At 58.7% G+C, this 21,141-nt stretch carries 16 protein-coding genes; 11 read left to right on the forward strand and 5 right to left on the reverse strand.

All coding sequences use genetic code 11. The annotated features are described in order from the left end of the window. A partial coding sequence (gene istA, locus ASC78_RS16835; RefSeq protein WP_055804343.1) for an IS21 family transposase occupies positions 1-1,276 on the reverse strand: 1,276 nt, incomplete at its 3' end. A 218-nt stretch (positions 1,277-1,494) separates the two neighbouring features. Here istA and ASC78_RS16840 point away from each other — a divergent pair. The 8 genes from ASC78_RS16840 (at position 1,495) to ASC78_RS16870 (ending at position 11,055) form a co-directional block, all read left to right on the forward strand. After that, a complete protein-coding gene (locus ASC78_RS16840) occupies positions 1,495-1,965 on the forward strand; it encodes a hypothetical protein (RefSeq protein WP_055803478.1) in 471 nt (156 codons plus the stop codon). A 2-nt stretch (positions 1,966-1,967) separates the two neighbouring features. Next, entirely contained in the window at positions 1,968-2,957 is a 990-nt protein-coding gene (locus ASC78_RS28385) for a TniQ family protein (RefSeq protein WP_082517567.1), read from the forward strand. After that, positions 2,954-4,024 (forward strand): TniQ family protein, encoded by a 1,071-nt coding sequence (locus ASC78_RS27130; protein WP_082517568.1) that lies wholly within the window; start codon positions 2,954-2,956, stop codon positions 4,022-4,024. Before ASC78_RS28385 ends, ASC78_RS27130 begins: the two co-directional genes overlap by 4 nt. Positions 4,025-4,678: 654 nt before the next feature. Beyond that, positions 4,679-6,421 (forward strand): GNAT family N-acetyltransferase, encoded by a 1,743-nt coding sequence (locus ASC78_RS27135; protein WP_162246106.1) that lies wholly within the window; start codon positions 4,679-4,681, stop codon positions 6,419-6,421. Continuing rightward, a complete protein-coding gene (locus ASC78_RS27140) occupies positions 6,396-7,793 on the forward strand; it encodes an ATP-binding protein (RefSeq protein ID WP_082517570.1) in 1,398 nt (465 codons plus the stop codon). The genes ASC78_RS27135 and ASC78_RS27140 overlap by 26 nt, the downstream gene beginning before the upstream one ends. Then, the gene (locus tag ASC78_RS16860) at positions 7,771-8,943 is read left to right on the forward strand and encodes a hypothetical protein (protein ID WP_055803491.1); all 1,173 of its coding nucleotides are present in this window, start codon (positions 7,771-7,773) and stop codon (positions 8,941-8,943) included. Before ASC78_RS27140 ends, ASC78_RS16860 begins: the two co-directional genes overlap by 23 nt. 1 nt (position 8,944) lies before the next feature. Beyond that, on the forward strand, positions 8,945-9,910 hold the full coding sequence (locus tag ASC78_RS27500; RefSeq protein ID WP_157634471.1) for a hypothetical protein: 966 nt from the start codon (positions 8,945-8,947) through the stop codon (positions 9,908-9,910). Then, positions 9,907-11,055: a P-loop NTPase fold protein gene (locus tag ASC78_RS16870; RefSeq protein ID WP_157634472.1), complete on the forward strand. Its 1,149-nt coding sequence runs from the start codon at positions 9,907-9,909 to the stop codon at positions 11,053-11,055. Before ASC78_RS27500 ends, ASC78_RS16870 begins: the two co-directional genes overlap by 4 nt. Positions 11,056-11,595: 540 nt before the next feature. Here ASC78_RS16870 and ASC78_RS16875 read toward each other — a convergent pair. The 3 genes from ASC78_RS16875 to ASC78_RS16885 all read right to left on the reverse strand — a co-directional run bounded on the left by ASC78_RS16875 (position 11,596) and on the right by ASC78_RS16885 (position 16,209). Next, positions 11,596-12,339, reverse strand: coding sequence for a DUF4198 domain-containing protein (locus tag ASC78_RS16875; RefSeq protein WP_055803499.1), 744 nt, complete (start codon positions 12,337-12,339; stop codon positions 11,596-11,598). A gap of 34 nt (positions 12,340-12,373) precedes the next feature. Next, the gene (locus ASC78_RS16880; protein WP_055803502.1) at positions 12,374-14,482 is read right to left on the reverse strand and encodes a TonB-dependent siderophore receptor; all 2,109 of its coding nucleotides are present in this window, start codon (positions 14,480-14,482) and stop codon (positions 12,374-12,376) included. 125 nt (positions 14,483-14,607) lie between these two features. Then, entirely contained in the window at positions 14,608-16,209 is a 1,602-nt protein-coding gene (locus ASC78_RS16885) for a phospholipase D family protein (RefSeq protein WP_055803504.1), read from the reverse strand. Positions 16,210-16,383: 174 nt separating this feature from the next. Here ASC78_RS16885 and ASC78_RS16890 point away from each other — a divergent pair, with 174 nt between their 5' ends. From ASC78_RS16890 to ASC78_RS16900, 3 genes are read left to right on the forward strand one after another with little or no spacing between them, the layout of a single operon-like run. Further along, complete coding sequence (locus tag ASC78_RS16890) at positions 16,384-18,486, forward strand: TonB-dependent siderophore receptor (RefSeq protein ID WP_055803507.1); 2,103 nt, start codon at positions 16,384-16,386, stop codon at positions 18,484-18,486. A 30-nt stretch (positions 18,487-18,516) separates the two neighbouring features. Next, positions 18,517-19,698, forward strand: coding sequence for a PepSY-associated TM helix domain-containing protein (locus ASC78_RS16895; RefSeq protein ID WP_055803510.1), 1,182 nt, complete (start codon positions 18,517-18,519; stop codon positions 19,696-19,698). Continuing rightward, the gene (locus tag ASC78_RS16900; RefSeq protein ID WP_055803512.1) at positions 19,695-19,874 is read left to right on the forward strand and encodes a hypothetical protein; all 180 of its coding nucleotides are present in this window, start codon (positions 19,695-19,697) and stop codon (positions 19,872-19,874) included. Before ASC78_RS16895 ends, ASC78_RS16900 begins: the two co-directional genes overlap by 4 nt. A gap of 73 nt (positions 19,875-19,947) precedes the next feature. Here the strand turns inward: ASC78_RS16900 and metK are convergent, their stop codons facing one another. Further along, positions 19,948-21,129: a methionine adenosyltransferase gene (gene metK / locus ASC78_RS16905; RefSeq protein WP_055803515.1), complete on the reverse strand. Its 1,182-nt coding sequence runs from the start codon at positions 21,127-21,129 to the stop codon at positions 19,948-19,950. Positions 21,130-21,141: the final 12 nt, after the last annotated feature.

Raw genomic sequence — 21,141 nt, forward strand, 5'->3', positions numbered from 1 at the left:
CACCGCCGGGCTTCTTGAGCAGCATGGCTTGCAGTCGTTTGAACGGGACCGGCAGCTCTGCGAACGGAGCACCGTTCCTGAGGGCACCTGGCTTCCTTTGCAGTACCGACAGGTAGTGGCGCCAGTCGTAGATGGTCTGTCCCGTCACGTCGTGCCGTCGATCGATGATCCTCTGGTGTTCGCACACCAGTTGGCCTTCGGCCGCCACCACCAATCGGTCGGCGTACACGCGCAAGCTGACCGGCCGGTTGGCAAATGACGCGGGGACGCTGTAGCGTGTCCGGTCAAAGGTCACGAGGCAGGTGGGCGAAACACGCTTGGTGTGCTCCACGAAGCCGTCGAAGGCAGGTGGCGGGGGCATCAGGAAGGGTTTCTCCTCAGCCCAGACATCTGCGACGGTGCCTGGCAGTTGTCCGTGGGCAATCTCCTTCCACAGCGCCTTGCACCGGACCTCGAGCCAGTCGTTGAGCTCGGCCAGGGTCGGGAAGGCCGGAACGGGCTGCCAGAGCCGATGACGGGCGTCGCGCACATTCTTTTCGATCTGGCCCTTCTCCCAACCCGAGGCCGGATTGCAAAACTCGGCCTCGAAGAGGTAGTGACTCACCATCGCGCTGAACCGGACGTTGACGTCCCGATCTTTGCCTGTGCGGACCTTGTCCACAGCCGTCTTCATGTTGTCGTAGATGCCGCGCTTGGGGACTCCGCCCAGTACGCCGAACGCATGGTTGTGCGCGTCGAACAGCATCTCGTGGGTCTGGAGCGGGTAGGCACGCACGCTGAACGCCCGGCTGTGGCTGAGCTTGAAATGCGCCACCTGCAGCTTGGTGCGCTCGCCGGCGATCACGGCCCAGTCCTCGCTCCAGTCGAACTGGAACGCCTCGCCGGGGCCGAACACCAGCGGCACAAACGTGCCGCGGCTTGCAATACGTTGCGCCTCCTGCCGATCGGCTTGCCACTTCCGGTAGAAGGCCGCCACGCGGCCGTAGGAGCCTTCGAAGCCCAATGCGACCAGGTCTGTGTGGATCTGCCGCAGATTGCGCCGCTGTTTCCGCGATTTGGTGGCCTCGATCGCGAGCCAGGTCGCGAGCTTGTCGGCATAGGGATCGAGCTTGCTTGAGCTCGCCCGCTTGGCGTAGCGCGGCGCTTCTTCGCCGGCTCGCAGGTACTTCTTCACGGTGTTGCGAGACAGGCCTGTACGCCTGGCTATCTCGCGGATGGACATCTGCTCGCGCAGGGCCCAGCGTCTGATGACACTCAATGTCGCCACGTCTATCACTCCTAGGATCCCCTGCCTTAAAAATGAGCAGGGTAGAGTTTTACGTGGGTCAGTCTTAGACGGAAATTAGTGCGTTAGCCGGGTCAATTTTCGGTGGCAATCAACANATCCCCTGCCTTAAAAATGAGCAGGGTAGAGTTTTACGTGGGTCAGTCTTAGACGGAAATTAGTGCGTTAGCCGGGTCAATTTTCGGTGGCAATCAACACTCATCGACGAGATGCAGCACATCTGTGAAGGCAACAAAGACATCACGGCAAGAGCGGTGACGGACTGGCTCAAGGTTCGAATGGATGCATACAACGTGCCTGTTATCGGCGCCGGCACGCGAACGTTGGAGCGATTAAGTGTCATCAATCCTCAATTCACCGGGCGTGCTTCGGCCAACTTCTTGATTGCGCCTTTTCAGTTCGGCGAAGCGTGGTTGCAGCTTCTTGGGGCGTTCGCCGCAGCCGTCGGTACGGTCAATCTGGAGATCATCAATGGCCCTATGGCGCGACCGCTGCACGTCGCCACGGCGGGCAACTTGCGAGCGCTTAAGAGGCTGCTGAAGTATGCCGTGATGCATGCCGCCGAACGCGCAGACCGGCGACTAAACGAGGAAGATCTTGCTCGCGGTTTCGACGATGCGAACGGGCACGTCGTGGGAAAATTCCACCCGTTCCGTCCCAACGACAAGGGAGGGATCTGACCATGACCGTAGAGCACCAGCGTTCCCTTCCCGGAATCCTTTTGGCCTCACCACCTTCGCTGCCATCAGAAAGTCGGGCATCTTGGATTCAGCGCGTGTGCGGCGCTCATCAGTATTCGCTGAGGCAACTATGTGCCGTCAGCGGCGTTCGCCCAATCGGAGCGGATTGGGATCGCCCGATACCTCCGGACAAGTGGTCGAGCTTCCTAGATATGGCCTGCGCGGACGAAGGCGTTTGCGCTGGGGCGGTTAGAGGTCTAGGCAGACTGCTGACGGCGATGTCGACGTCGACCAGGGAGCTTCTTCTATACGAGGGGAAAAACCCTCGTTACCGCTGGTGCCCTCAGTGTTGGTCTCACGACATGACACCATACTTGCGATGGAGCTGGCGCGTGCGAGAGGCGACCCATTGCGCAGTTCACTTGACACCGCTGAAGAATCGATGTCCTTGGTGTCAAATGTCCTTGTGTGTTCACAGAGCGCTGCTGGTGACCGGGGGTAGAGCTTCAGGCGTGCCAGATCTTGCCACTTGCGGCTACTGTGAACTCCCGCTGTCGGATCGCGATACCCTAGCACCAAGTAAGTACGACGACGCGATCAATAGCCGACGAAAACTCTCCGGTCAAAGGGCAGCGGGTAGGCGCGAGCCAAGTATCGCGGAATCACAAACACTTCAATATAAATTCGATCAGGTCTTGATTGATGTGTTCGGCAGCAAGCAGGCCGTCGAAATTGATTTGCGCGTTCTGCGCAAGCCGAATGCCTCGGCGCGCGCTTCTCGAAAGCAGAGTAGTGCTGATCAGTCGGGCGGCTCGCCCGCAAACCTAGAAGTTGGTCGACGAACTTGGAGCCGGTCACTTCGTCCTTCCGACCGCACTCGACTGGCGAAGGCGCTCTGGACCATTCGTGCTGAGAAACGTGCCATGCACTTGGAGGCTACTTCGCCGACTTCGACCGCAGAGCGGCCCTCTGAGGGAGGGGAAAGTAGATGAAGCCCATCGAGAACGGAGATGCCCCTGGAGGCGTTCCACGGAAGCAGGTATTGCTTGATACATCCCTAGTCGATGTCAACGAGATGCAGTTCCCTTTCCGTGACAGCGTCATGCCCGGTGAGTCCGGCCAAGGCTACGCGCTTCGCATGGCCGAGGAAAACGGCTTGCGCGGCTTGCCGCAACTGAAGAAGTGGCTGGGGAAAAGCAGATTCTCAGTGCTGGATACTGTGGATGCGCCCATGTTGAGCCGCTGGTTCGGCGCCGACGAACGCTCTCTGTGGTTCGCATTGGGTCAGCTCGCTAGTGGAGGAGGCAATGCGGAGTACTTGTATGCTGGTCAGCAGATTGGCCGTAGCTACTTCCTGAATCGTTCGTACCCTCGGCTGTGCCCCGCTTGCATCCAAGAACATGGATGCTGCCTGATCGCGTGGGACATTTCCTTGGTAACCGCATGCGCAAAACATCAAACCACGTTGACGGAGAAGTGCCCACACTGCTTGCGTGCAACATCGTGGAATCGTCCGGGGCTTCTCGTTTGCAGTTGTGGTTTCGGATGGCAAATGACTGCACTGCAGGAGAAGGCCGCTGCTGTCGAAATACAGTTTGCAGCCTGGGTAAATGATCGCGTCTGCCCGACATCTATGACGGATGAGCCGGCCGGACTCCCGGCGGAAGCACATGACAATATTTCACCGCTAACAAGATTGCTTCAGCCGTTGAGTTTGGACGGAGGGCTTCACATTGCCTACGCTTTGGGGACGGCGGCCGGCTACGATGAGCAGATTCAAAGAGAAGGTCTTAGACAAAGAGCACCACTCAACAAGGCTCGCCAGTTGCTGAAGATGGCCGCTGCACTTGCCGACAAAATGGCTCGGCTCGAGCCCGTGCGGCTCAGGGTTCAGCATCCCAGCGTCGTGGTTCAGTTACTTGCGGAGTCAGCATCGGCGCAAGCCGACCCGGCAGATAGAAGTCTGGCGTACTCCATTCTTTCGGCGGTGCTGCGCCAAAAGGCCAAGAGCACATGGGCGGGAAGAAATCCCCAGCTCTCTCAATTGGTACTGTTCTAAAACGCGGAGGTGGAGCTAGCGATGCAGACGAAACCTCGTATGCGTCGCAAGTGCAGCTTTACACGCTCGGCCGCCTCCTTTCTTCATCGAGCTGAACGGCTTCTACACATCGATGCACAGGACGGGGCTGTGCAATCTCGAGGAGATGAACGGCGCTACGAATGGAGCCACGATGCACGTCTGGTGAACGGAGACCATAGACCCGAAGCCTACGCGGCCCGCCGCGTCACCGCTGGATGCCACGGTGTCTATGTCTTGCCTCTATGTGCGATGTCGACATTGGTTGACGGTGTCAAGCAGGCAAACCGACCGCTCAGAGCGGCGAGAGGGTGTAGAAAATATGGTGCGCTTCAAGCCCGCCGCGGGCGACATGAAGTCTGCTCGCTCCTTTCGTCCTGCACCGGTCTCGCCGTTGTGATCAAGTGCTCCGCGGCGTTGGGCTGATGACGACGGCGGCCTTCGGCCGGCCTGGTCTTTCCACCTTCGCGTCGCCATAATGCGCCCATCCCTAAGAAACCTATGGCTGTCTACACTGTAAAAAGCGCGAGTTCACGCGGTCACAGACGAAATCTCGTCGTTACGAATCCACAAGGGAGGGAGTCTGCACTTCAGTTGCACCGCTTTGCGTTGGTCGGACCGGGGGACCAAGTTGCGATGCAACGGGTCGCCGCGGGCGATCTAGTTTCCCTGGCGAAGACCGGCCGACCTATCGATGTTGTGATTTCTCCGCATTTCGAATCTCATCGTGATCTGAAGCTAGGCGATGAGCGTCTGAAAATTGTTATCACCGAAATCAATAAAGAAGCAGATATTGTCGAGTTTCAAAGACTCGAGCAATTTCACTATAAGGGCGTCAATCTTGACCAAGCGGATGGACAATTTGATGCCCCTCCGAAAGGGGTTGGGGGACGTAGAGCAATCCTTCTAGCTTCGATTGTCAAACAAGGACTAACACGAGCGTTGGGCTACATCGAACTGCAGATGCCGCTTCTAATGTGTAAGCCAAGACACGATGTCTTCTCACATCCATTCGCCCATGCTGAAGCAGACGTTGCGTGGAACACATGGCTGGGAGATGGTCAAAAGTATGTCAATCGAATCGCTCGCATCGCACGGGTTGTAGTTGATCCCGAGTTTCGAGGAATTGGTGCATCGACACTTCTTGTTGAAGCCGCTAAGGAATTTTGTCGGTCTCGTTGGCATGTGTCCGGTCAAAAACCACTTTTCCTGGAAATTTCTGCCGAGATGCTCCGATACGTCGATTTTGTTACTCGCGCCGGATTCCACTACATCGGCGACACGGAGGGAAATCTAGATCGGATTGCTAAAGATCTTCACAGTATCGAGAAGGGTGCTGAGGGGAAGTCCGGAATCATGAGCTTGCAGCGAAAGTACCATTCCGCCTTTGTTGCTTATTGTCAGAAAACAAAAAAAACTTTTGACGAAGCACGAGTTGTACTAAGCGAATTGTTGAAGACTCAAGATCCTCGGTCCGAGATGGCATCAGATGAATGGTTGGCATTCAGGCCAATTATTCGCTTTCCAATTCCTTATTTTGTCGTGGGACTGGATAAATGCGCAGATGATTACCTAAAAGAGGCGATCGCTGCTAGAGGTAGAGGGCCGGCAATCGAGAAAAATCAAGGCGCGCTTCGTATTGCATCCGGGATTAAAGAGGGGCGGATGATTTCCTTTGAGGAGGTTGAAGTCTTTGTCGACTACGAAATTCCTCTAACTCAATACGTTCGGCTCATTATGGATAGCTTCGGGATTGAGGCTCGAAGAGTGCGGTCACGTATTGTAGGGCCGGTTGATATAGCCGCGCAACGTGGCCAGCTACTATTGATAACTGGAGCAAGTGGCGCCGGAAAATCGGTGCTGTTAAACGCACTTTCTGATCAGCCGATGGGAAAAGGCTTGATTCGCAAGCGCTCGAAAAGTAGCGCTAAGCCGAGGACTGCAACGTTATGCCCGCTTCCCGAGGGAATTCCGATATTTCAGTATTTCGCTCAGAAGTACGGCACCAGTCGAGCATTTGCTGCGCTATGTCAGGTCGGATTGAGTGAGGCAATGGTTTTTATTAAACCGTATGAAGTGTTAAGCATGGGGCAACGCTACAGAGCGATGTTTGCTGAACTCACCCTTTCTGATGCGCCGGTCTGGTTAATCGATGAGTTCTGCAGCAATTTGGATCCGATTACCTCAAAAATCCTCGCGATCAGAATAAAACGACTTGCGACGAAGAATGATCGCGTTGTTGTCGTTGCCGCTGCGAATACCGAGCATTTCATCGAGGCGTTATCCCCAGACCAAATATTGCTTGTAAGAAATGGCGCGGTAGTCTCGAAACTCACAAAATCGGAGTATTTGAATGGCTTTTTCAACAAAGGCTTCTGAGGCTTTTGGGCGAGTTATCGAAAGTGCGGCGTTCTCCATTGCAGATCCCGTGGTTAAGTGCCGCTATATTTCAAAAGGAAGTAACCTAATCCTCGGCCGCACTGGGTCGGATCTTTCGGCAGAAAAGTTGATCTTGCTCGGAAAGGTTTTGGAGTCCTGTCCATCGAATAACATGCTTGCTGCTGATGTGTGGCTCGATGTTAGCTTCCCTCACGTCATTTATATTTCCGGAACGCGGGGAAGTGGAAAAAGTTTTGACTTGGGAGTTTTAATCGAAGGAATCTCGAGTTTAGCAACGCCGACGCCAATCCAGCAGAAATTAGAACCTATTACAAGTATCCTACTGGATACGCAAAATCAATTCTGGACGCTGAAGTACGAACCAAAATCTCAAATTCCAGAACATCTAGCGCAGCTTAAGGATCTGCAAGAGTGGCGGATTGCCCCAAACAGCCTCGCAAACGTGGAGCTTTTTTCTCCGAAAGGTGCAAGCAAGCTGATCGGAACAGAGACGGAATTTTCTATTAGACCTCGTGATGTCGAGTTTTCTGAATGGTGCGCATTGCTCGGTCAAGAGGTTTACAGTCCGCAAGGCCATGTTCTTCGAAGCGCTCTTGCGCGGCTTTCTAATACTGATTTTTCAATTGCCGATTTATTGAGGGATATTGGGCGCGATTCAAACTGGCCTGGGATTTCCGAAAATACGCGAAACGCCGTCAAATACAAGCTTGATGACTACGAACATTCGGGTTTGTTTGACGTGGCCGGGCTTGAGATATCGACGTTATTGAAGCCCGGAAAATGCAACGTTTTCATGGTTCGAGAGCTGAGCGATAGTGACAAATCCCTCGTGGCTGCGATCATTGCGAAGGCCCTCTTCAGGACCATGGGAGACTATCACTCGAAGAGGAAGCTGGCTAAGTTTCGGGGTGATGCAGCTTTTAACGAGCAATTGCCAAGTCGAGTGTGGCTGCTTATTGATGAAGCTCATGTGGTCGCAGGCAAAGACACTCAAAGCCCTGCTAGAGACGCCTTGGTGGAATTTGTTAAACGGGGACGCGACGCAGGTCTGTCGCTTGTGCTCGCAACTCAGCAGCCGTCAGCAGTTGATGACCGAATTTTAAGTCAGATTAATTTGTCCTTTAATCACCGATTAACTTTCCAAAACGATGTGGCCTCCGCAATTTCAAGAGTTCCAACTAAAATTGTTTCGTCTATGAGAACCGGTGGAGTCACAATTCCCGATTTTGGTGACATGCTCCGGTATCTTGATTCGGGCGACTGCTTCATAGGTGACCAGTCGACCAGCCGAACTATGCTTGTGAAAATTCGTCCAAGGGTGACAGCACATGGTGGGTATAGTCCAACCTGATGATTACTCGATTTTCATAAGAAAAATCGGGTACTCTGTCGGTCTAGAGCAAACTCTTGATCGCGTAATTGACTTTTGCGAAGTCTATGCGAGCCGGCCTCAGATAAAGCCAGGGGATTGGCTCGAGCTTGTTTTTGATAAATGGGATCTAAAGTCCGCCAACATTGCTGATGTTTTTGGAGCCCTCGGGTTCGTGACGGTTAAATCTGGGGCAGTCTATCCAGGGTTGCTCGGCGAGGCTGGGGCATTATGCGTAAAGCAACTTGACAAGACGGATGAGCGCCGCCGAGCTTTGCAGCGGATTCTTGCACTCGCGGTACTGCTCGCTGATGGTGACATTTTCGTAAATGCATTAATAGCGGGCTTCGAGCCTGAGGCCACGGCGGACTTGTTGGTGAAGATGGTTTCTAACAAGCGCCATCGCCTTTTCGAAATGTTCACCGGTCAGCACGAGAGAGAGGCGATCTCCTCTGTGGTAACTATCGAACGCCAGAGGCAAATGGTTGGTACGAAGAAGCCCGGGATTCATCGCAGCGAACCTTTGGTTGAAGCATCCCGCAAGCTGGGTCTACCTGCGCCGAAAGATGTGTTCAAAATCGATGAACCCAGCCCAACTTATTTGCGACACATGCTCACACCGCGACGCGAATGGGCGCGATCGTTCGGCTTCCTCACTGACCGATCATGTCTCAGCGAACGGGGTTGGAGCTTCTTACGGCACGCAGCCGCGATGGGATTCGTTGCACCTGGCGGCGAATGTGACTTCCTGCCAACGAAAGTTGAGCTTGAGCGGGCGCGCCTCTCACAATTTTCGACCTTGTATCAGCGGTGTCCCGAAACCGCCGATTACGTGCGCTTGATTGGAACAGCGTTTGGAACAGTATGGATGCCGGCGCAAGATCAAACAACGGCGCAAGGGCTCGCTACTCTCACGAGAAAACTTTTCATGGACTACCGTGAGCTTTCGCAGGATCGTCGTTTGTTACGAAATGAGTTACCCTACTTAACGGCCATCGCTGCACATATGGCACTTGCGCCGGCTTCGGAAGAGACGGACTACGCCACGTGGCTCCGCGAAAATGAGTGGGGGGAGCTCGGGGTCAAAGTGAGGTCTTCGCGAACAATCGAGTTAGGGATTATTGTCAACTAGCATGCCCTCCATCTCATTTCATCCCGACTTTTTGACGGATCTACTGTCCGGAGACGCGCAATTACCCGCGCGTGTCTTCAGAAAAATCCTCACCGACGGCGGTGAGTTTCGTGTAGACCGGGACGATCATCCGTATCGCGGGATAGCCGACGGATGGATTCGCGTTGTTAGCCGTGGACGCACCGCTTTCAGAGTGATCTATGTAAAAAGCAAAGATCATGTAATGTTCTATCGGGCGGGCCAACATAAAGTTGAAGACGACCTTGCGTCGCCTAACGCCGCTACGCCCACGATTGCCGTCAAGGGCGGTGTAGAAATTCTCGACCTTACGCGTCCGATGGGGCGTACTCAAGATGCTCGTGAATTGGGCGCAGCCTCAGGTGACGGTGTTGAAAGCTTCGTCGAAATGCCCTCTGCTTCCAAGTTCCTAAAGAACCACGAAAAGCGGCGGCTCTACGATCAAATTGCTGGTCGGCGTTTGATCCCTCACAGAGATGTGATGCTCGTATCGCCGTTTATTTCGCTTGACATACTGTGGTCGACTTCCCCTATAGGAAGAGCCTTAGATGAATGGATTGCAGAGGGATGCACGGTTACTTTGATCACGCGCCCGCCTCTCGAAGAAGATATCGCAGAGTTTACGAAATTGGAGGCGCGCGGATTTTCATTGATTTATGTCGCTCGCCTCCATGCAAAGGCATACTTTTTTAAGGTCGACCAAACCAAAGTAAACACTTATCAAAAACCATCGAACGATTTGGCGCTGCTCGGGTCCGCCAATCTGACGAACTCGGGGTTTCATCCAAAAGGAGAGTTGGATAAAAATTTCCAACTAGAGTTAAGTTATGAACTTATCGATGAAAAAGAGCGCCAGGAGTTCGAGGACTTTATAACGTATCTCGCTTTGGTCGGCACGGGGCATGACGTCCTCAAGAATAATTATGCAAGCAAAGGATCTTTAAGATGAATCCCGAAAATTTCTATCCGCTGTGCAATCTGAAAGAAAATCCATTTAGAACTAATCCCGTTCTTGAAGACGATCCTCGTGTGAAGATTTGGTGTGGCTACGAGCGACAAAAGAAACAAATGAGCAAGATGATCGAGCGCGTTCGCGCAGATCATGTAGGCCTGACCAGCTTCATCTTGCTCTATGGAACTTATGGAACAGGAAAATCGCACGCGTTACTATGGGCGCGCCAGCAGGTTATCGACTCCAGAGCAGGGGCGGCATATTTTATTCCTACACTGAAGAAGAATAAGGGAAAACTTTCCTTTGCAGCAGCATTTGTTGAAGATCTAGTCGAGCGCGGGCCCTTGATCACTGATCTGAAGAATTTCCATGGATTCATAGAGTCTCGAATTCTAGAAGTTAAGACCTCCCAAGGCATTGATAGTAATGACGCGGCTATAGATGTACTAGTGCAGTCTAGGGAGGCGTCCGACTTCCTAAAAGGCTTGATGCCTTGTCAAGACGCTCGGCAGATCGAAGCTTTTTTGAATGCAAAGACGCTATCGGACTATCAGGCCGTGATGCTTTTTTCTCGAATCACGAATTTGTTAACTAATGAGTTTTCTACTCCTGCCGGTAAGAAGCGTTTCAGACAGGCTGTATACCTTTTCATTGATGAACTGGATGATCTGACACGGCAGCCTGCCAAAGAAGTGCTGGAAACCAATGATATCCTCCGCCACTTATATGACTCGTGCCCAAACGCGTTTGGTTTAGTTTGCGCCATTTCGGCTGAACAAACTACTCTGTCGCAGTCATTCACTGACTACATTTTGACGCGCGTGACGCGCCTAGTGCACTTTGATTTGTTGGACCGTGATACCGCCATAGCGTTCGTGAATGCGATTTTTGATGCTCCTGGTAATCGCCTCGACGTGAGTGATCCTAGCAAGCTGGGTTCGTTTCCCTTCGATGCCGATGCTGTGACTTTGGTAATTTCACAGCTGCGTGAGATTACCCCTCGGAAGGTTGTTAATACTATGCAAGAGGTTCTTGAGGAATGCCGCTTAGCGGACGCTGACCCTTCGAAAAGGCCGATTTCAACAGACGATCTTGATGATATGGATATCTTAGAGTCAGTATTTGGGGACGGCACCAGCTAACTGGTAACTGTTTCCGAGCCGTTGGCAGCAATCGTATTGCTATTGCTTAAATCACCCGTCCGGGTAAGTCTTTGAGATGAGTCTGAATTTGTCGATCTTGCTAGCACGAGGCGCGATAGTCGACCACCCTAGTGTGTTGGAACTGCGTCAAGGTAGGGTCGATGTCTTATTGGCTTCTCCAGCCGGTCCTAAGTCCAGCGCTTTTTTCAAGGTGCAAGCCGAAGTGATTCTCAGCTCTCGCCGACGCTTGCGGCGCGAGATGCGGCACTCATCGCTGCCGCCCATAGCCGCTGTCGTTGGAAGCCGGCGGGGCTCTCCTGTGTCTCTTGAGAACATGAGAGACATGTCAGCGGACTCAAACTTAGATGTTTGGTGGCGCGAAACCGGCGAAATTGAATGTCTAGTGGCGCGCTAGATGAAAGATCAATGGCGCAGCTTCCGAGGCGGCCTTATTAATCAACCACTTACACTGTTTCGGTTTGAATCTGCAGTGTCGTTCTGCAGCAGTTGTTACAGCTGGCCAGCCGGCCGGCCGCCCGCCTATTCCGGCGCGTGTGCGAGCACGAAGGAAAGCGATGCCAGGTGCTCCACCTTGTCGGTCTTGACCGGATCTTCAGGCGGTGTGGCCAGCAGCGCGGTGACCACGTTCAGTCCCTGGTTGCGCACCTTGATGACCACGGTGCCGTCGGCGCCGCTTTCCAAGGGCTTGGCGTCGGGATCGTTGACGAAATCATTCAGCACCAGGGCGCCCGCCACGGGCTTTCCCTTGTAGAGCACGCGCAAGCGCAGGTCTTGCCCGAGCTTTTCGGGCAGCATGGCATCGACCGGGACGATCTGCAGCGTGTGCCCGGGCAGCGGCGGCAAGGCGCCGCGGAGCGGGCTGCGCAGATGCACCGCGTATTTGAGGTTGTGGCCGCTGGTGAGCGCACCGGGAACTTCGTTTTTGCCCTTCTTGAGCCATTTGCCTTCCGGCGTTTTGCTCCAGGTGCCGTTGTCGAGCACGGCCGCGACGATGGCGGGTTTCTCCTTCGTGTTCACAAGCAGGAGGCGCCCGCTCACGTCCAGAGCCGTCGGCACCGGGTTCCCGGATGCGTCGTAAGCGGTGACCGCGGAGATCAGAGGCTGCCGCTTGACCATGTCCAGGTCGTCGGCGCCTTCGCCGTAGATCAGTGCGAGTTCGCCGGAGCGCTGGGCGAACCAGATGCCGTGCGCCTGTGCGCCCGCCGAGGAAAGTACGGCTGCCGCGAGAGTGGCCAGGGCGGCGATTCGGTGCAATTTGTTCATTGGGTGTCGAGTCGAAAATTCGAATGCGGGCGCATCAGAGATCCAGCTTCAGGCTGGCCACCACGCTGCGCTTCGCGCCTGGAATCACATACAAATTGCCCCACGAGGCGGTATAGAAGTTCCTGTTGAACAGGTTGTGCACGTCGATCGATACGCGCGCGGTCTTGTTGATTTGCCAGTAGCTCACCAGCTTGACGGTGGTGTAGGCCGGCAGGGCATAGGTGTCTGCGGTGTTGCCCGAGCGGTTGCCGATGTAGTTGATGCCGGCGCCGACGCCGTAGCGGCTGCCATTGGCCAGCGCATCTTCGCGAATGGCAAACAGGCCGGCGCTCGTCCTCGGGATGTTCTGGATGCGTGTGCCGGCTGCCAGCGTCGCGTCCTTCGAGATCCGGGCATCGACGTACGCGAAATTTCCGCTCACCCTCCAATTCTTGTCGATCTGGCCGTAGACGTCCGCCTCGAAGCCGCTGCTCTTGACTTCGCCGGCCGCGACGGAAAAGCCGGGCGTGTCGCTTGCCGTCAGCACGTTCGTCTTCTTGATGTCGAACACGGCCAGGTTGGCGCCCAGGCGCTGGTCCCGTGTCTGCAGCTTCACACCGGCCTCGAGCGCGGTGGAGTACTGCGGATCGAAAGCTTGGCCGTTCTTGTCGGTGCCGCTGTTGCCGCGAAACGACTTGCCGGCCGAGACATACCAGGAGCTCCAGTCGTTCGGCAGATAGGTCAGGCCGGCGCGCGGCGAAACGGCATCGTGCTTCTGGGCGCTGTTGCGATTTACGACGCGGTCCTCGATGCTTTGCCTGTATTGGTCGTAGCGGGCGCCCACCAGCAGCTTCCACTGCGGCGAAAGGCTGATCTGGTCTTGCACGAAAACGGCGCTCGCGCGCTGATGCTCATCCGAACTGGAGGTGAGCGACGTGAGCGGCGGCTGGGGCTTTCCATACACCGGCTGGTAGATATCGATCGGGTAGTTCCCGGAACGAAGGATCTCGGTGTTCATCCACAGCCTGGATGCTTCCACGCCGATCAGCAGCGTGTGGTCCAGAGACCCGGTCGCGAACTTTCCTTCCAGTTCCGCCTGGAAAGAGGTGTCGCGCGACGGCAGCTGGCGCCAGGTCGCGCGGCGGTTCAACGTCCGGTTGTCGCCGGCCAGCGAAGTCGCTTCGGTGTAGTTGCCGGAAAAGGTGCTTTCCTTGTAGCTCGCACCCACGCGCGCACGCCAGTTCTCCGACAGCTGACGGTCCAGCGTGAGCTGATGCGTATTGCTGGTGAGCGTCATGTTGCCGTCGCCGGGCTCGTTGAGCACCCGGTCGCGCGGCAGGGTTCCGAGCACGCCGCGAACGTTGATCAGCCCACGGTCCAGCGGCGTTTTCGAACGCAGGAATTCGGACTCGTAGTTGAGGACCGTCTTGTCGTCGATCACCCAGGTCAGCGCCGGCGCGACCAGGGTGCGCCGGTTGCTCAGCAGGTCGCTGCGGCTGTCGCCTTCTTCCACCGCCAGGTTCAGGCGGTAGGCCACGTTCTGGCTCAGCGGGCCGGTGCTGTCCAGCGTGCTGCGGCGCAGGCCCTGGCTGCCGATGCTGAAGTCGGCCGTGTTGCGGCGCGTGAACTCCGGCTTCTTGGTGACGATGTTGATCGTGCCACCCGGCTCGCTGCTGCCGTAGACGGCCGAGGCCGGGCCTTTGAGGAATTCGAAGCGCTCGACAGTGGCGGTGTCGCGCGGCGGGTTGTAGCCGCGCGAGCCGGGAAACCCGTTGACCAGGAATCCCATGTCGGTACTGCTGAACCCGCGAATACCGAAGTTGTCCCACGTACCGCCGAAATCATTGAGGCGCGTGATCCCGCTCACGAAACCCACCGTGTCGGCCAGACGCGTCGCGCCCAGGTCTTCGATCAGCTGGCTGGAGACGATGCGTACCGATTGCGGCACCTCCCGCAGCGGCGTGCTAGTGCGTGTGGCGCCGCTGCTGCTCGTGGGGTTGTAGCCGCCGGATTCCGGCTCGGCGACCACATGCACTTCGGGAAGCGACGTGCTCGCAGGGTCGGACTGGCCGCCGCCGGTGCCTTGTGCCGTTGAAAGAGAGGAAATGGAAGCGAGGGGGAGCAAGGCGAAGGCGATGCGTGACGACCGAATGCGGAATCCCATTGAAAACTTCGTAGTGCGTTTGATTGGAGTTGTTGAGAATAAATCTCATTCTCTATTGTAGATGCCGCCATGGCCGCGCATGGTCGCGCATCGCCGCAAAGGGCCGCCCTCGGCGGCGCAGCAGGCTAAAGCTGGTCCGTCGGCACGAACCACGAGAACAGCAGCAGCTGCAGGCGTGTGAGCAGGCTGGAGTCGGGTTCGCTGTCGAGCACCTCGTTGTCCACGTCTCCGGTGCCGATCCACTGTACGTTCTTGCCGTCGGGCATGAGCACCACGCGGTAGACGCCTTCGATGTCGTCCAGCTGGTAGGCGTACAGCAGCGCCTGGGCCAGCTCATAGCTGCGCACGCGAACGCCGAACTCGGTGTTCAGCCGCGCCGAGCGGGGATCGAGATTCATCGAGCCGAGCAGCACCCATTCCCGGTCGACGAGGGCCAGTTTGGCATGGAGCCGGCCGCGGGCTTTCTTGAGCAGGGTGCGCAGCTGGCGGTTCCGCTTGAGCTGCTCGGTGCTGACCTCGTAGAGGTTCACGCCCAGCTTGAGCATGTCGACGCGGTAGCGGTTGTAGTTGATGTTGACCAGCGGCTCGTCGCTGTCGGCCAGCGAATTGGTGATGACGCTGATGCGCACGCCGCGCGCCCGGCCCTCCCGCATGCGCGCCATGCCTTCTTCGCCGGGAATGAAGTAGGGCGAGATCACGACGACGTCGGAGCGCGCGCCGGCGGTCATTTCGTGAAAGCGCGCCGCGAGCGATTCGCCAGGGGATGCGAGGGTGCCCAGCGCCTTGTTGGGACTGTCTGCCGCGGCATGGGCGTCGGCGCGCATCCACTTCACCCGGCCGATATCGGCAAGCTGCACGCCGAGCGGCGCGTCGCCTAGCAGGTCGGCGCCGGAAAGTGGAGCGGGCAGGGGTGCATGGAACGGTGAGGTGGCGGTTTCGAACTCGGACTTCAGCGCTTCAGGGGCGTCGCTGGTGCCGGCAATCCGCTGAAGCGGATAGACCACGTCGGTGTTCCAGTAGGTGTCGAAGATGCGCGCCGCTTCTGGGACCACGGGCCCGGCCATGAGCAGCTCGAAATCGATGAAGTTGGCGCCTTCGCTGCGCAGGAAATACTCGTCGGCCAGATTGCGGCCGCCGGCAATTGCCATGGCCCCGTCGGCCACGAAGAGCTTGTTGTGCATGCGGTGGTTGAGGCGGCGGAAGTCGCCGAAGAACTCGAGCCATCGCGTGGCCGAGTGGTCGCGGGCGTTCACGAAAGGGTTGAACAGCCGAACCTCGGCATTCGGTTCCGCGGCCAGGCCGAGCAGCAGGCGGTCCATGCCGGCGGTGTAGAAATCGTCGAGCAGCAGGCGCACCCGCACGCCGCGCCGCGCGGCATCGCGCAGTTCGCGCAGCAGCAGCCGGCCAGTCTTGTCGTTGCCGAGCTGGTAGGTCTGGACGTCGAGCGAAGCCTGCGCCCGCCGCATCAGCTCGATGCGGGCATCGAGCGCAAAAGATGCCTCGACCAGTGGCCGGATGCTGGACAACCCGTCGCTCGCGGCGTCGAGGCTGGCCGCCGCGCGGCCGAGCGTGGTGGCAGGCGAGGTTGCAATCGAGAGCGTCGGCGGCTCGGCCGCGCGCGGAGGAAGGCCGGCACAACCTGCGAGAACCAGGGCAATTCCGGAAATCGCCAGTCGCAGCGCCAAGCCGCGCAACAAGGGAAACGAAGAAGCAATGAGCTTGAGCATGGGCCTGCCGACGCACAAGACGTGCGGCCGGATCGTAGCCGCATTGCGCTGTAGCCACGGCCGGCCTGGTCAGGCTTGAACGCCCCTTCCATGTCCGGGGAAATCGAAACAAATGAGACTTTCTATTTATTAGAATGCGAATCGTTCTTAATAATGTTTCGGAGTGGAGAAGGAATGAAGGGTTTCATGGCGCGGCGCAGGGCCGCATCGGTGCTGGCAGGCTGCTTGGCAATCTATGTGCATCACCAGGTCCTGGCGCAGACCACGGTGCCCGGCGCTTTGCCGGAAGTGAAGGTCGATGCAAACGCCGAGTCCGAAACCGCGACATCGCCCGTGATCGGCTACCGCGCCCGCAATGCCGCGACGGCCACCAAGACCGACACGCCCCTGTCAGAAACCCCCCAGTCCGTTACTGTGGTCACGCGTGATCAGATGGTCGACCAGGGCGCCACCAACGTGCAGGACGCGCTCAACTACGCCGCCGGCGTGCGCTCTGATGCCTATGGCCTCGATTCGCGGACCGACTCCGTGCGCGTGCGCGGCGCCACGCCCGACGTCTACCTCGACGGGCTGCGCCAGGCTTACGGCTACTACACCAGCACCACGCGCACCGAGCCCTACACGCTGGAGCGGCTCGAAGTGCTGCGCGGACCCTCGGGCATGCTGTTCGGCGCAGGCACGGCCGCCGGCGTGGTCAACATGGTGAGCAAGCGGCCGCTGCAGGAGGCGCAGCGCGAAGTGGGCGTGCAGTTCGGCAGCTTCGGCCGCAAGCAGATTCAGGCCGACCTGACCGGGCCGCTGAACGCCGACGGCACCCTGTCGTACCGGCTGATCGCCTTGCAACGCAAGTCGGACACGCAGGTCGACCACGTGCCCGACGACCGCAGCGTCATCGCGCCGTCACTGACGTGGCGGCCGAATGCAGCCACCTCGCTCACCTTGCAGGGCTTGTGGCAGAAGGACAAGAGCGGCAGCAGCTCGCAGTTCCTGCCGTGGGAGGGCACCTTGCTGCCGAACCCGAACGGGCGCGTGCCCACCAGCCGCTTCATCGGTGAGCCGGGCTTCGATTACTACGACAGCGAGCGCAAGACCTTCGGTTGGCAGTTCGAGCACAAGTTCAACGAAAGCTGGACCTTGCGGCAGAACTTCCGCTACGCGCAGAACGAGAACGACAACCGCTACCACTACGGCGCGGCCTTCAGCGGCGCCGAGAGCTGGGACGCCACCGATCCGATCTTCAAGCGCGTGCTCGGCCGCTACTACGACAACTACCTGACGCGCAATCGCACACAGACGCTCGACAACCACGTCGAAGGGCATTTTCAGACCGGTGCGCTCAAGCACACGCTGCTCGTGGGTGCAGACTTTGCGCGCCAGCGCGAGAACGTCTGGGGCGGAACGACGTTCGACACCATCGACGTATACGCGCCTGTGTACAGCCACGTCGACGTGCCCGAGCGCACCGCATTGCCTCGCACCCGCCAGCGCCAGAACGGCTTCTACCTGCAGGACCAGATGAAGCTCGGCAACTGGATCTTCGTGGCCGGCTTGCGCCACGACAAGGCGGTGTCGAGCGCGGCGGGCAGCGAGGCCGAGGAAAGCAGTGCAACGACCAAGCGCTTCGGCCTGATGTACGCATCGCCCTCGGGCTGGTCGCCGTACCTGAGCTACAGCGAGTCGTTCACGCCGCAATCGCCAATCAACGGACGGATCTTCACGCCCCTGCGCGGCGAGCAGTGGGAAGCCGGCATCAAGTACGAGCCGAAGGACCGCGCCTTGGCGTTCAGCGCCGCGGTGTACGACCTCCGCGAGAAGAACCAGATCACCTCGCCGGCGCTGAATGTGTATGCGCAGGCCGGCAAGACCAAGACGCAGGGCGTCGAGCTCGAAGCGAAGGGCTCGATCGGATCGAACCTCGACCTGATCGCCCACTACAACTACACGGACGCCGACGAACAGATCGAAGGCCTGCCCAAGCACCAGGCGAGCGTCTGGGCCAAGTACCGCTTCTCGATCGGCGGGCTCAGCGGCTTCTCGGCCGGCGCCGGCGTGCGCTTCATGAGTTCGTTCCAAGACCTGCAATTTGGTGTCGGCCCGCGTGTGCCGGGCGTGGCACTGGCCGACCTCGTGTTTGCCTACGAAACCGCGCGCTGGCGCTATGCGCTCAACATCAACAACGTGACGGACAAGGTGTACGTGAGCACCTGTCTCTCGCGTGGCGACTGCTGGTACGGCGCGCGCCGCAACGTCGTGGCCAGCGCGACCTACCGCTTCTGATCATTCACTTTCGACGAGGGCACAGACGACATGAACAGCCGAAAGATCAAGACCTGGGCCTGGGTGCACAAGTGGAGCAGCCTCGTGTGCACCGTGTTCATGCTGCTGCTGTGCATCACGGGCTTGCCGCTGATCTTTCATCACGAGATCGGCCATCTGCTGGGCACCGAGGTCGAAGCGCCCAAGATGCCGGCGGACACGCCGCGCGTGAGCCTGGACCGCGTGCTCGAGACGGCGCGTTCGAAGCACCCCGAGCGGGTGGTGCAGTTCGTCTCGCAGCCCGAGGACGACGATGGTCTCTGGCTCGTCACGCTCACGCCCACGCCCGAGCCCACCGAAGATTTCAAGACAGTGGCCATCGACGCGCGCACGGGTGTCGTCCTTGCGCAGCCGAAGTTCGACGAGGGCTTCATGTATGTGATGTTCAAGCTGCACATCGACCTGTTCGCGGGGCTCGCAGGCAAGCTCTTCCTGGGCTTCATGGGCTTGCTGCTGCTCGTGGCCATCGTCTCCGGCGTCGTGCTCTATGCGCCGTTCATGCGCAAGCTCGACTTCGGCACCGTGCGGCGCGAGAAGCGGCCGCGCCTCAAGTGGCTCGACCTGCACAACCTGCTGGGCATCGTCACGCTGGTGTGGCTGTTCGTGGTGGGCTCCACCGGCATGATCAACACCTGGGCCGACCTGATCATAAAGTACTGGCAGTACGACCAGCTCAGCACGCTGCTGGCCCCCTACAAGAACGAACCGACCGTGCCCGTGGCCCAGCGCGCATCGGTGCAGCGGTCGATGGACGTCGCCCTCCAGCAGGCGCCCGACATGAAGCTGTCCTTCATCGCGTTCCCGGGCACTTCGTTCTCGAGCCCACACCACACCACCTTCTTCATGCGCGGCAACGAGCCCTTCACTTCGAAGCTGCTGCAGCCGGTGCTGGTCGACGCCAAGACGGCCCAGGTAACCGCGGCGCCGAAGATGCCTTGGTACCTGACGGCGCTACTGGTGTCGCAGCCGCTGCACTTCGGCGACTACGGCGGCATGCCGATGCAGATCATCTGGGCGCTGCTCGACATCGCGACCATCATCGTGCTGGGCAGCGGGCTTTACCTGTGGCTCAAGCGCGGCAACACCGTGCCTGCGCCGACGCCCGCCGGGCGCGCGCCGCAGCATGGCGGCCAGCAGCCCGACCCGGCCCCTGCCATGAAGGTGCAGGCATGAAGCACCGGCAAGCGTTCCGGCGCATGTGGGGCTGGCCGATCGTGCTCGGCGTGCTGACCGCCGTCGGTCTGGTTTCCGCGCTGTTCAGCGACGGTGGGCTGGGCGACGTGCTGGCCTGGTTTGCGCTGGGCCTGCCGGTCGTCGTGTGCGTCTGGTACGGCTGGCGCAGGACCTGAGCGGCGCTCAGAAGCGCAAATGCCGGCGCGAGGCCGGCATTTGCATTTCAGAAGGGGTAAGAAGCCCCGGGCTTTACAGACCTGCCGCGGCGCGCAGCGCGGCTGCCTGCGTGGTCGCTTCCCAGGTGAACTCGGGCTCTTCGCGGCCGAAGTGGCCGTAGGCCGCGGTTTTCTGGTAGATGGGTCGCAGCAGGTCGAGCATCTGGATGATGCCCTTCGGACGCAGGTCGAAGAACTCGCGCACGAGTTCGGCGATCTTGCTGTCGGGGATCACGCCGGTGCCTTCGGTGTAGACCGTGATGTTCATCGGCTGGGCCACGCCGATCGCGTAGGCAACCTGGATCTGGCACTGGCGCGCCAGGCCGGCGGCCACGATGTTCTTGGCCACGTAGCGCGCGGCGTAGGCGGCCGAGCGGTCGACCTTGGACGGGTCCTTGCCCGAGAACGCGCCGCCGCCGTGCGGGCAGGCGCCGCCGTAGGTGTCGACGATGATCTTGCGGCCCGTGAGGCCGCAATCGCCCTGCGGACCGCCGATGACGAAGCGGCCGGTCGGGTTGATCAGGTAGCGCGTGTCCTTGAGCCATTCCTTGGGCAGCACGGGCTTGATGATCTCCTCGATGATGGCTTCGTTGAACGAGGCCTTCATCTTGGTCGGCGTCTCGCTCTGGTCGGGGCTGTGCTGCGTGGAGAGCACCACGGTGTCGATGCTGTGCGGCTTGCCGTCCACATAGCGCATCGTCACCTGGCTCTTGGCGTCCGGCCGCAGGAAGGGCAGGCGGCCGTCCTTGCGCAGCTGGGCCTGGCGCTCGACGAGTCGGTGCGCGTAATAGATGGGCGCGGGCATCAGCTCGGGCGTTTCGTCGCAGGCGTAGCCGAACATCAGGCCCTGGTCGCCGGCGCCGGTGTTCAGGTGGTCGTCGCTCGCGTGGTCCACGCCCTGGGCAATGTCGTTGGACTGCTTGTCGTAGCAGACCATCACCGCGCAGCCCTTGTAGTCGATGCCGTACTCGGTGTTGTCGTAGCCGATGCGCTTGATGGTGTCGCGCGCCACCTGGATGTAGTCGACGTGCGCGTTGGTGGTGATCTCGCCGGCGAGCACCACGAGGCCGGTGTTGGTCAGCGTCTCGGCGGCCACGCGGCTGCGCGGGTCCTGCTCGAAGATCGCGTCCAGGATGGCGTCCGAGATCTGGTCGGCAACCTTGTCGGGGTGGCCTTCGGAGACGGATTCGGAAGTGAAGAGAAAGTCGTTCGCCATTTTGTTCAAAGC

The organism is Variovorax sp. Root318D1 (genome assembly GCF_001424835.1).
Classification (GTDB): Bacteria; Pseudomonadota; Gammaproteobacteria; order Burkholderiales; family Burkholderiaceae_C; genus Variovorax.

Excerpts from the sequence above, each read along its gene's own strand:
- ASC78_RS16860 (WP_055803491.1), top strand. The coding sequence starts at position 7,771 with ATGGTGGGTATAGTCCAACCTGATGATTACTCGATTTTCATAAGAAAA.
- ASC78_RS27500 (WP_157634471.1), top strand. The coding sequence starts at position 8,945 with ATGCCCTCCATCTCATTTCATCCCGACTTTTTGACGGATCTACTGTCC.
- ASC78_RS16885 (WP_055803504.1), bottom strand. The coding sequence starts at position 16,209 with ATGCTCAAGCTCATTGCTTCTTCGTTTCCCTTGTTGCGCGGCTTGGCG.
- ASC78_RS16900 (WP_055803512.1), top strand. The coding sequence starts at position 19,695 with ATGAAGCACCGGCAAGCGTTCCGGCGCATGTGGGGCTGGCCGATCGTG.
- ASC78_RS16870 (WP_157634472.1), top strand. The coding sequence starts at position 9,907 with ATGAATCCCGAAAATTTCTATCCGCTGTGCAATCTGAAAGAAAATCCA.
- ASC78_RS16895 (WP_055803510.1), top strand. The coding sequence starts at position 18,517 with ATGAACAGCCGAAAGATCAAGACCTGGGCCTGGGTGCACAAGTGGAGC.
- ASC78_RS16890 (WP_055803507.1), top strand. The coding sequence starts at position 16,384 with ATGAAGGGTTTCATGGCGCGGCGCAGGGCCGCATCGGTGCTGGCAGGC.
- ASC78_RS28385 (WP_082517567.1), top strand. The coding sequence starts at position 1,968 with ATGACCGTAGAGCACCAGCGTTCCCTTCCCGGAATCCTTTTGGCCTCA.
- ASC78_RS27140 (WP_082517570.1), top strand. The coding sequence starts at position 6,396 with ATGGCTTTTTCAACAAAGGCTTCTGAGGCTTTTGGGCGAGTTATCGAA.
- ASC78_RS27130 (WP_082517568.1), top strand. The coding sequence starts at position 2,954 with ATGAAGCCCATCGAGAACGGAGATGCCCCTGGAGGCGTTCCACGGAAG.
- ASC78_RS16875 (WP_055803499.1), bottom strand. The coding sequence starts at position 12,339 with ATGAACAAATTGCACCGAATCGCCGCCCTGGCCACTCTCGCGGCAGCC.
- metK (WP_055803515.1), bottom strand. The coding sequence starts at position 21,129 with ATGGCGAACGACTTTCTCTTCACTTCCGAATCCGTCTCCGAAGGCCAC.
- ASC78_RS27135 (WP_162246106.1), top strand. The coding sequence starts at position 4,679 with ATGCAACGGGTCGCCGCGGGCGATCTAGTTTCCCTGGCGAAGACCGGC.
- ASC78_RS16840 (WP_055803478.1), top strand. The coding sequence starts at position 1,495 with ATGCAGCACATCTGTGAAGGCAACAAAGACATCACGGCAAGAGCGGTG.
- ASC78_RS16880 (WP_055803502.1), bottom strand. The coding sequence starts at position 14,482 with ATGGGATTCCGCATTCGGTCGTCACGCATCGCCTTCGCCTTGCTCCCC.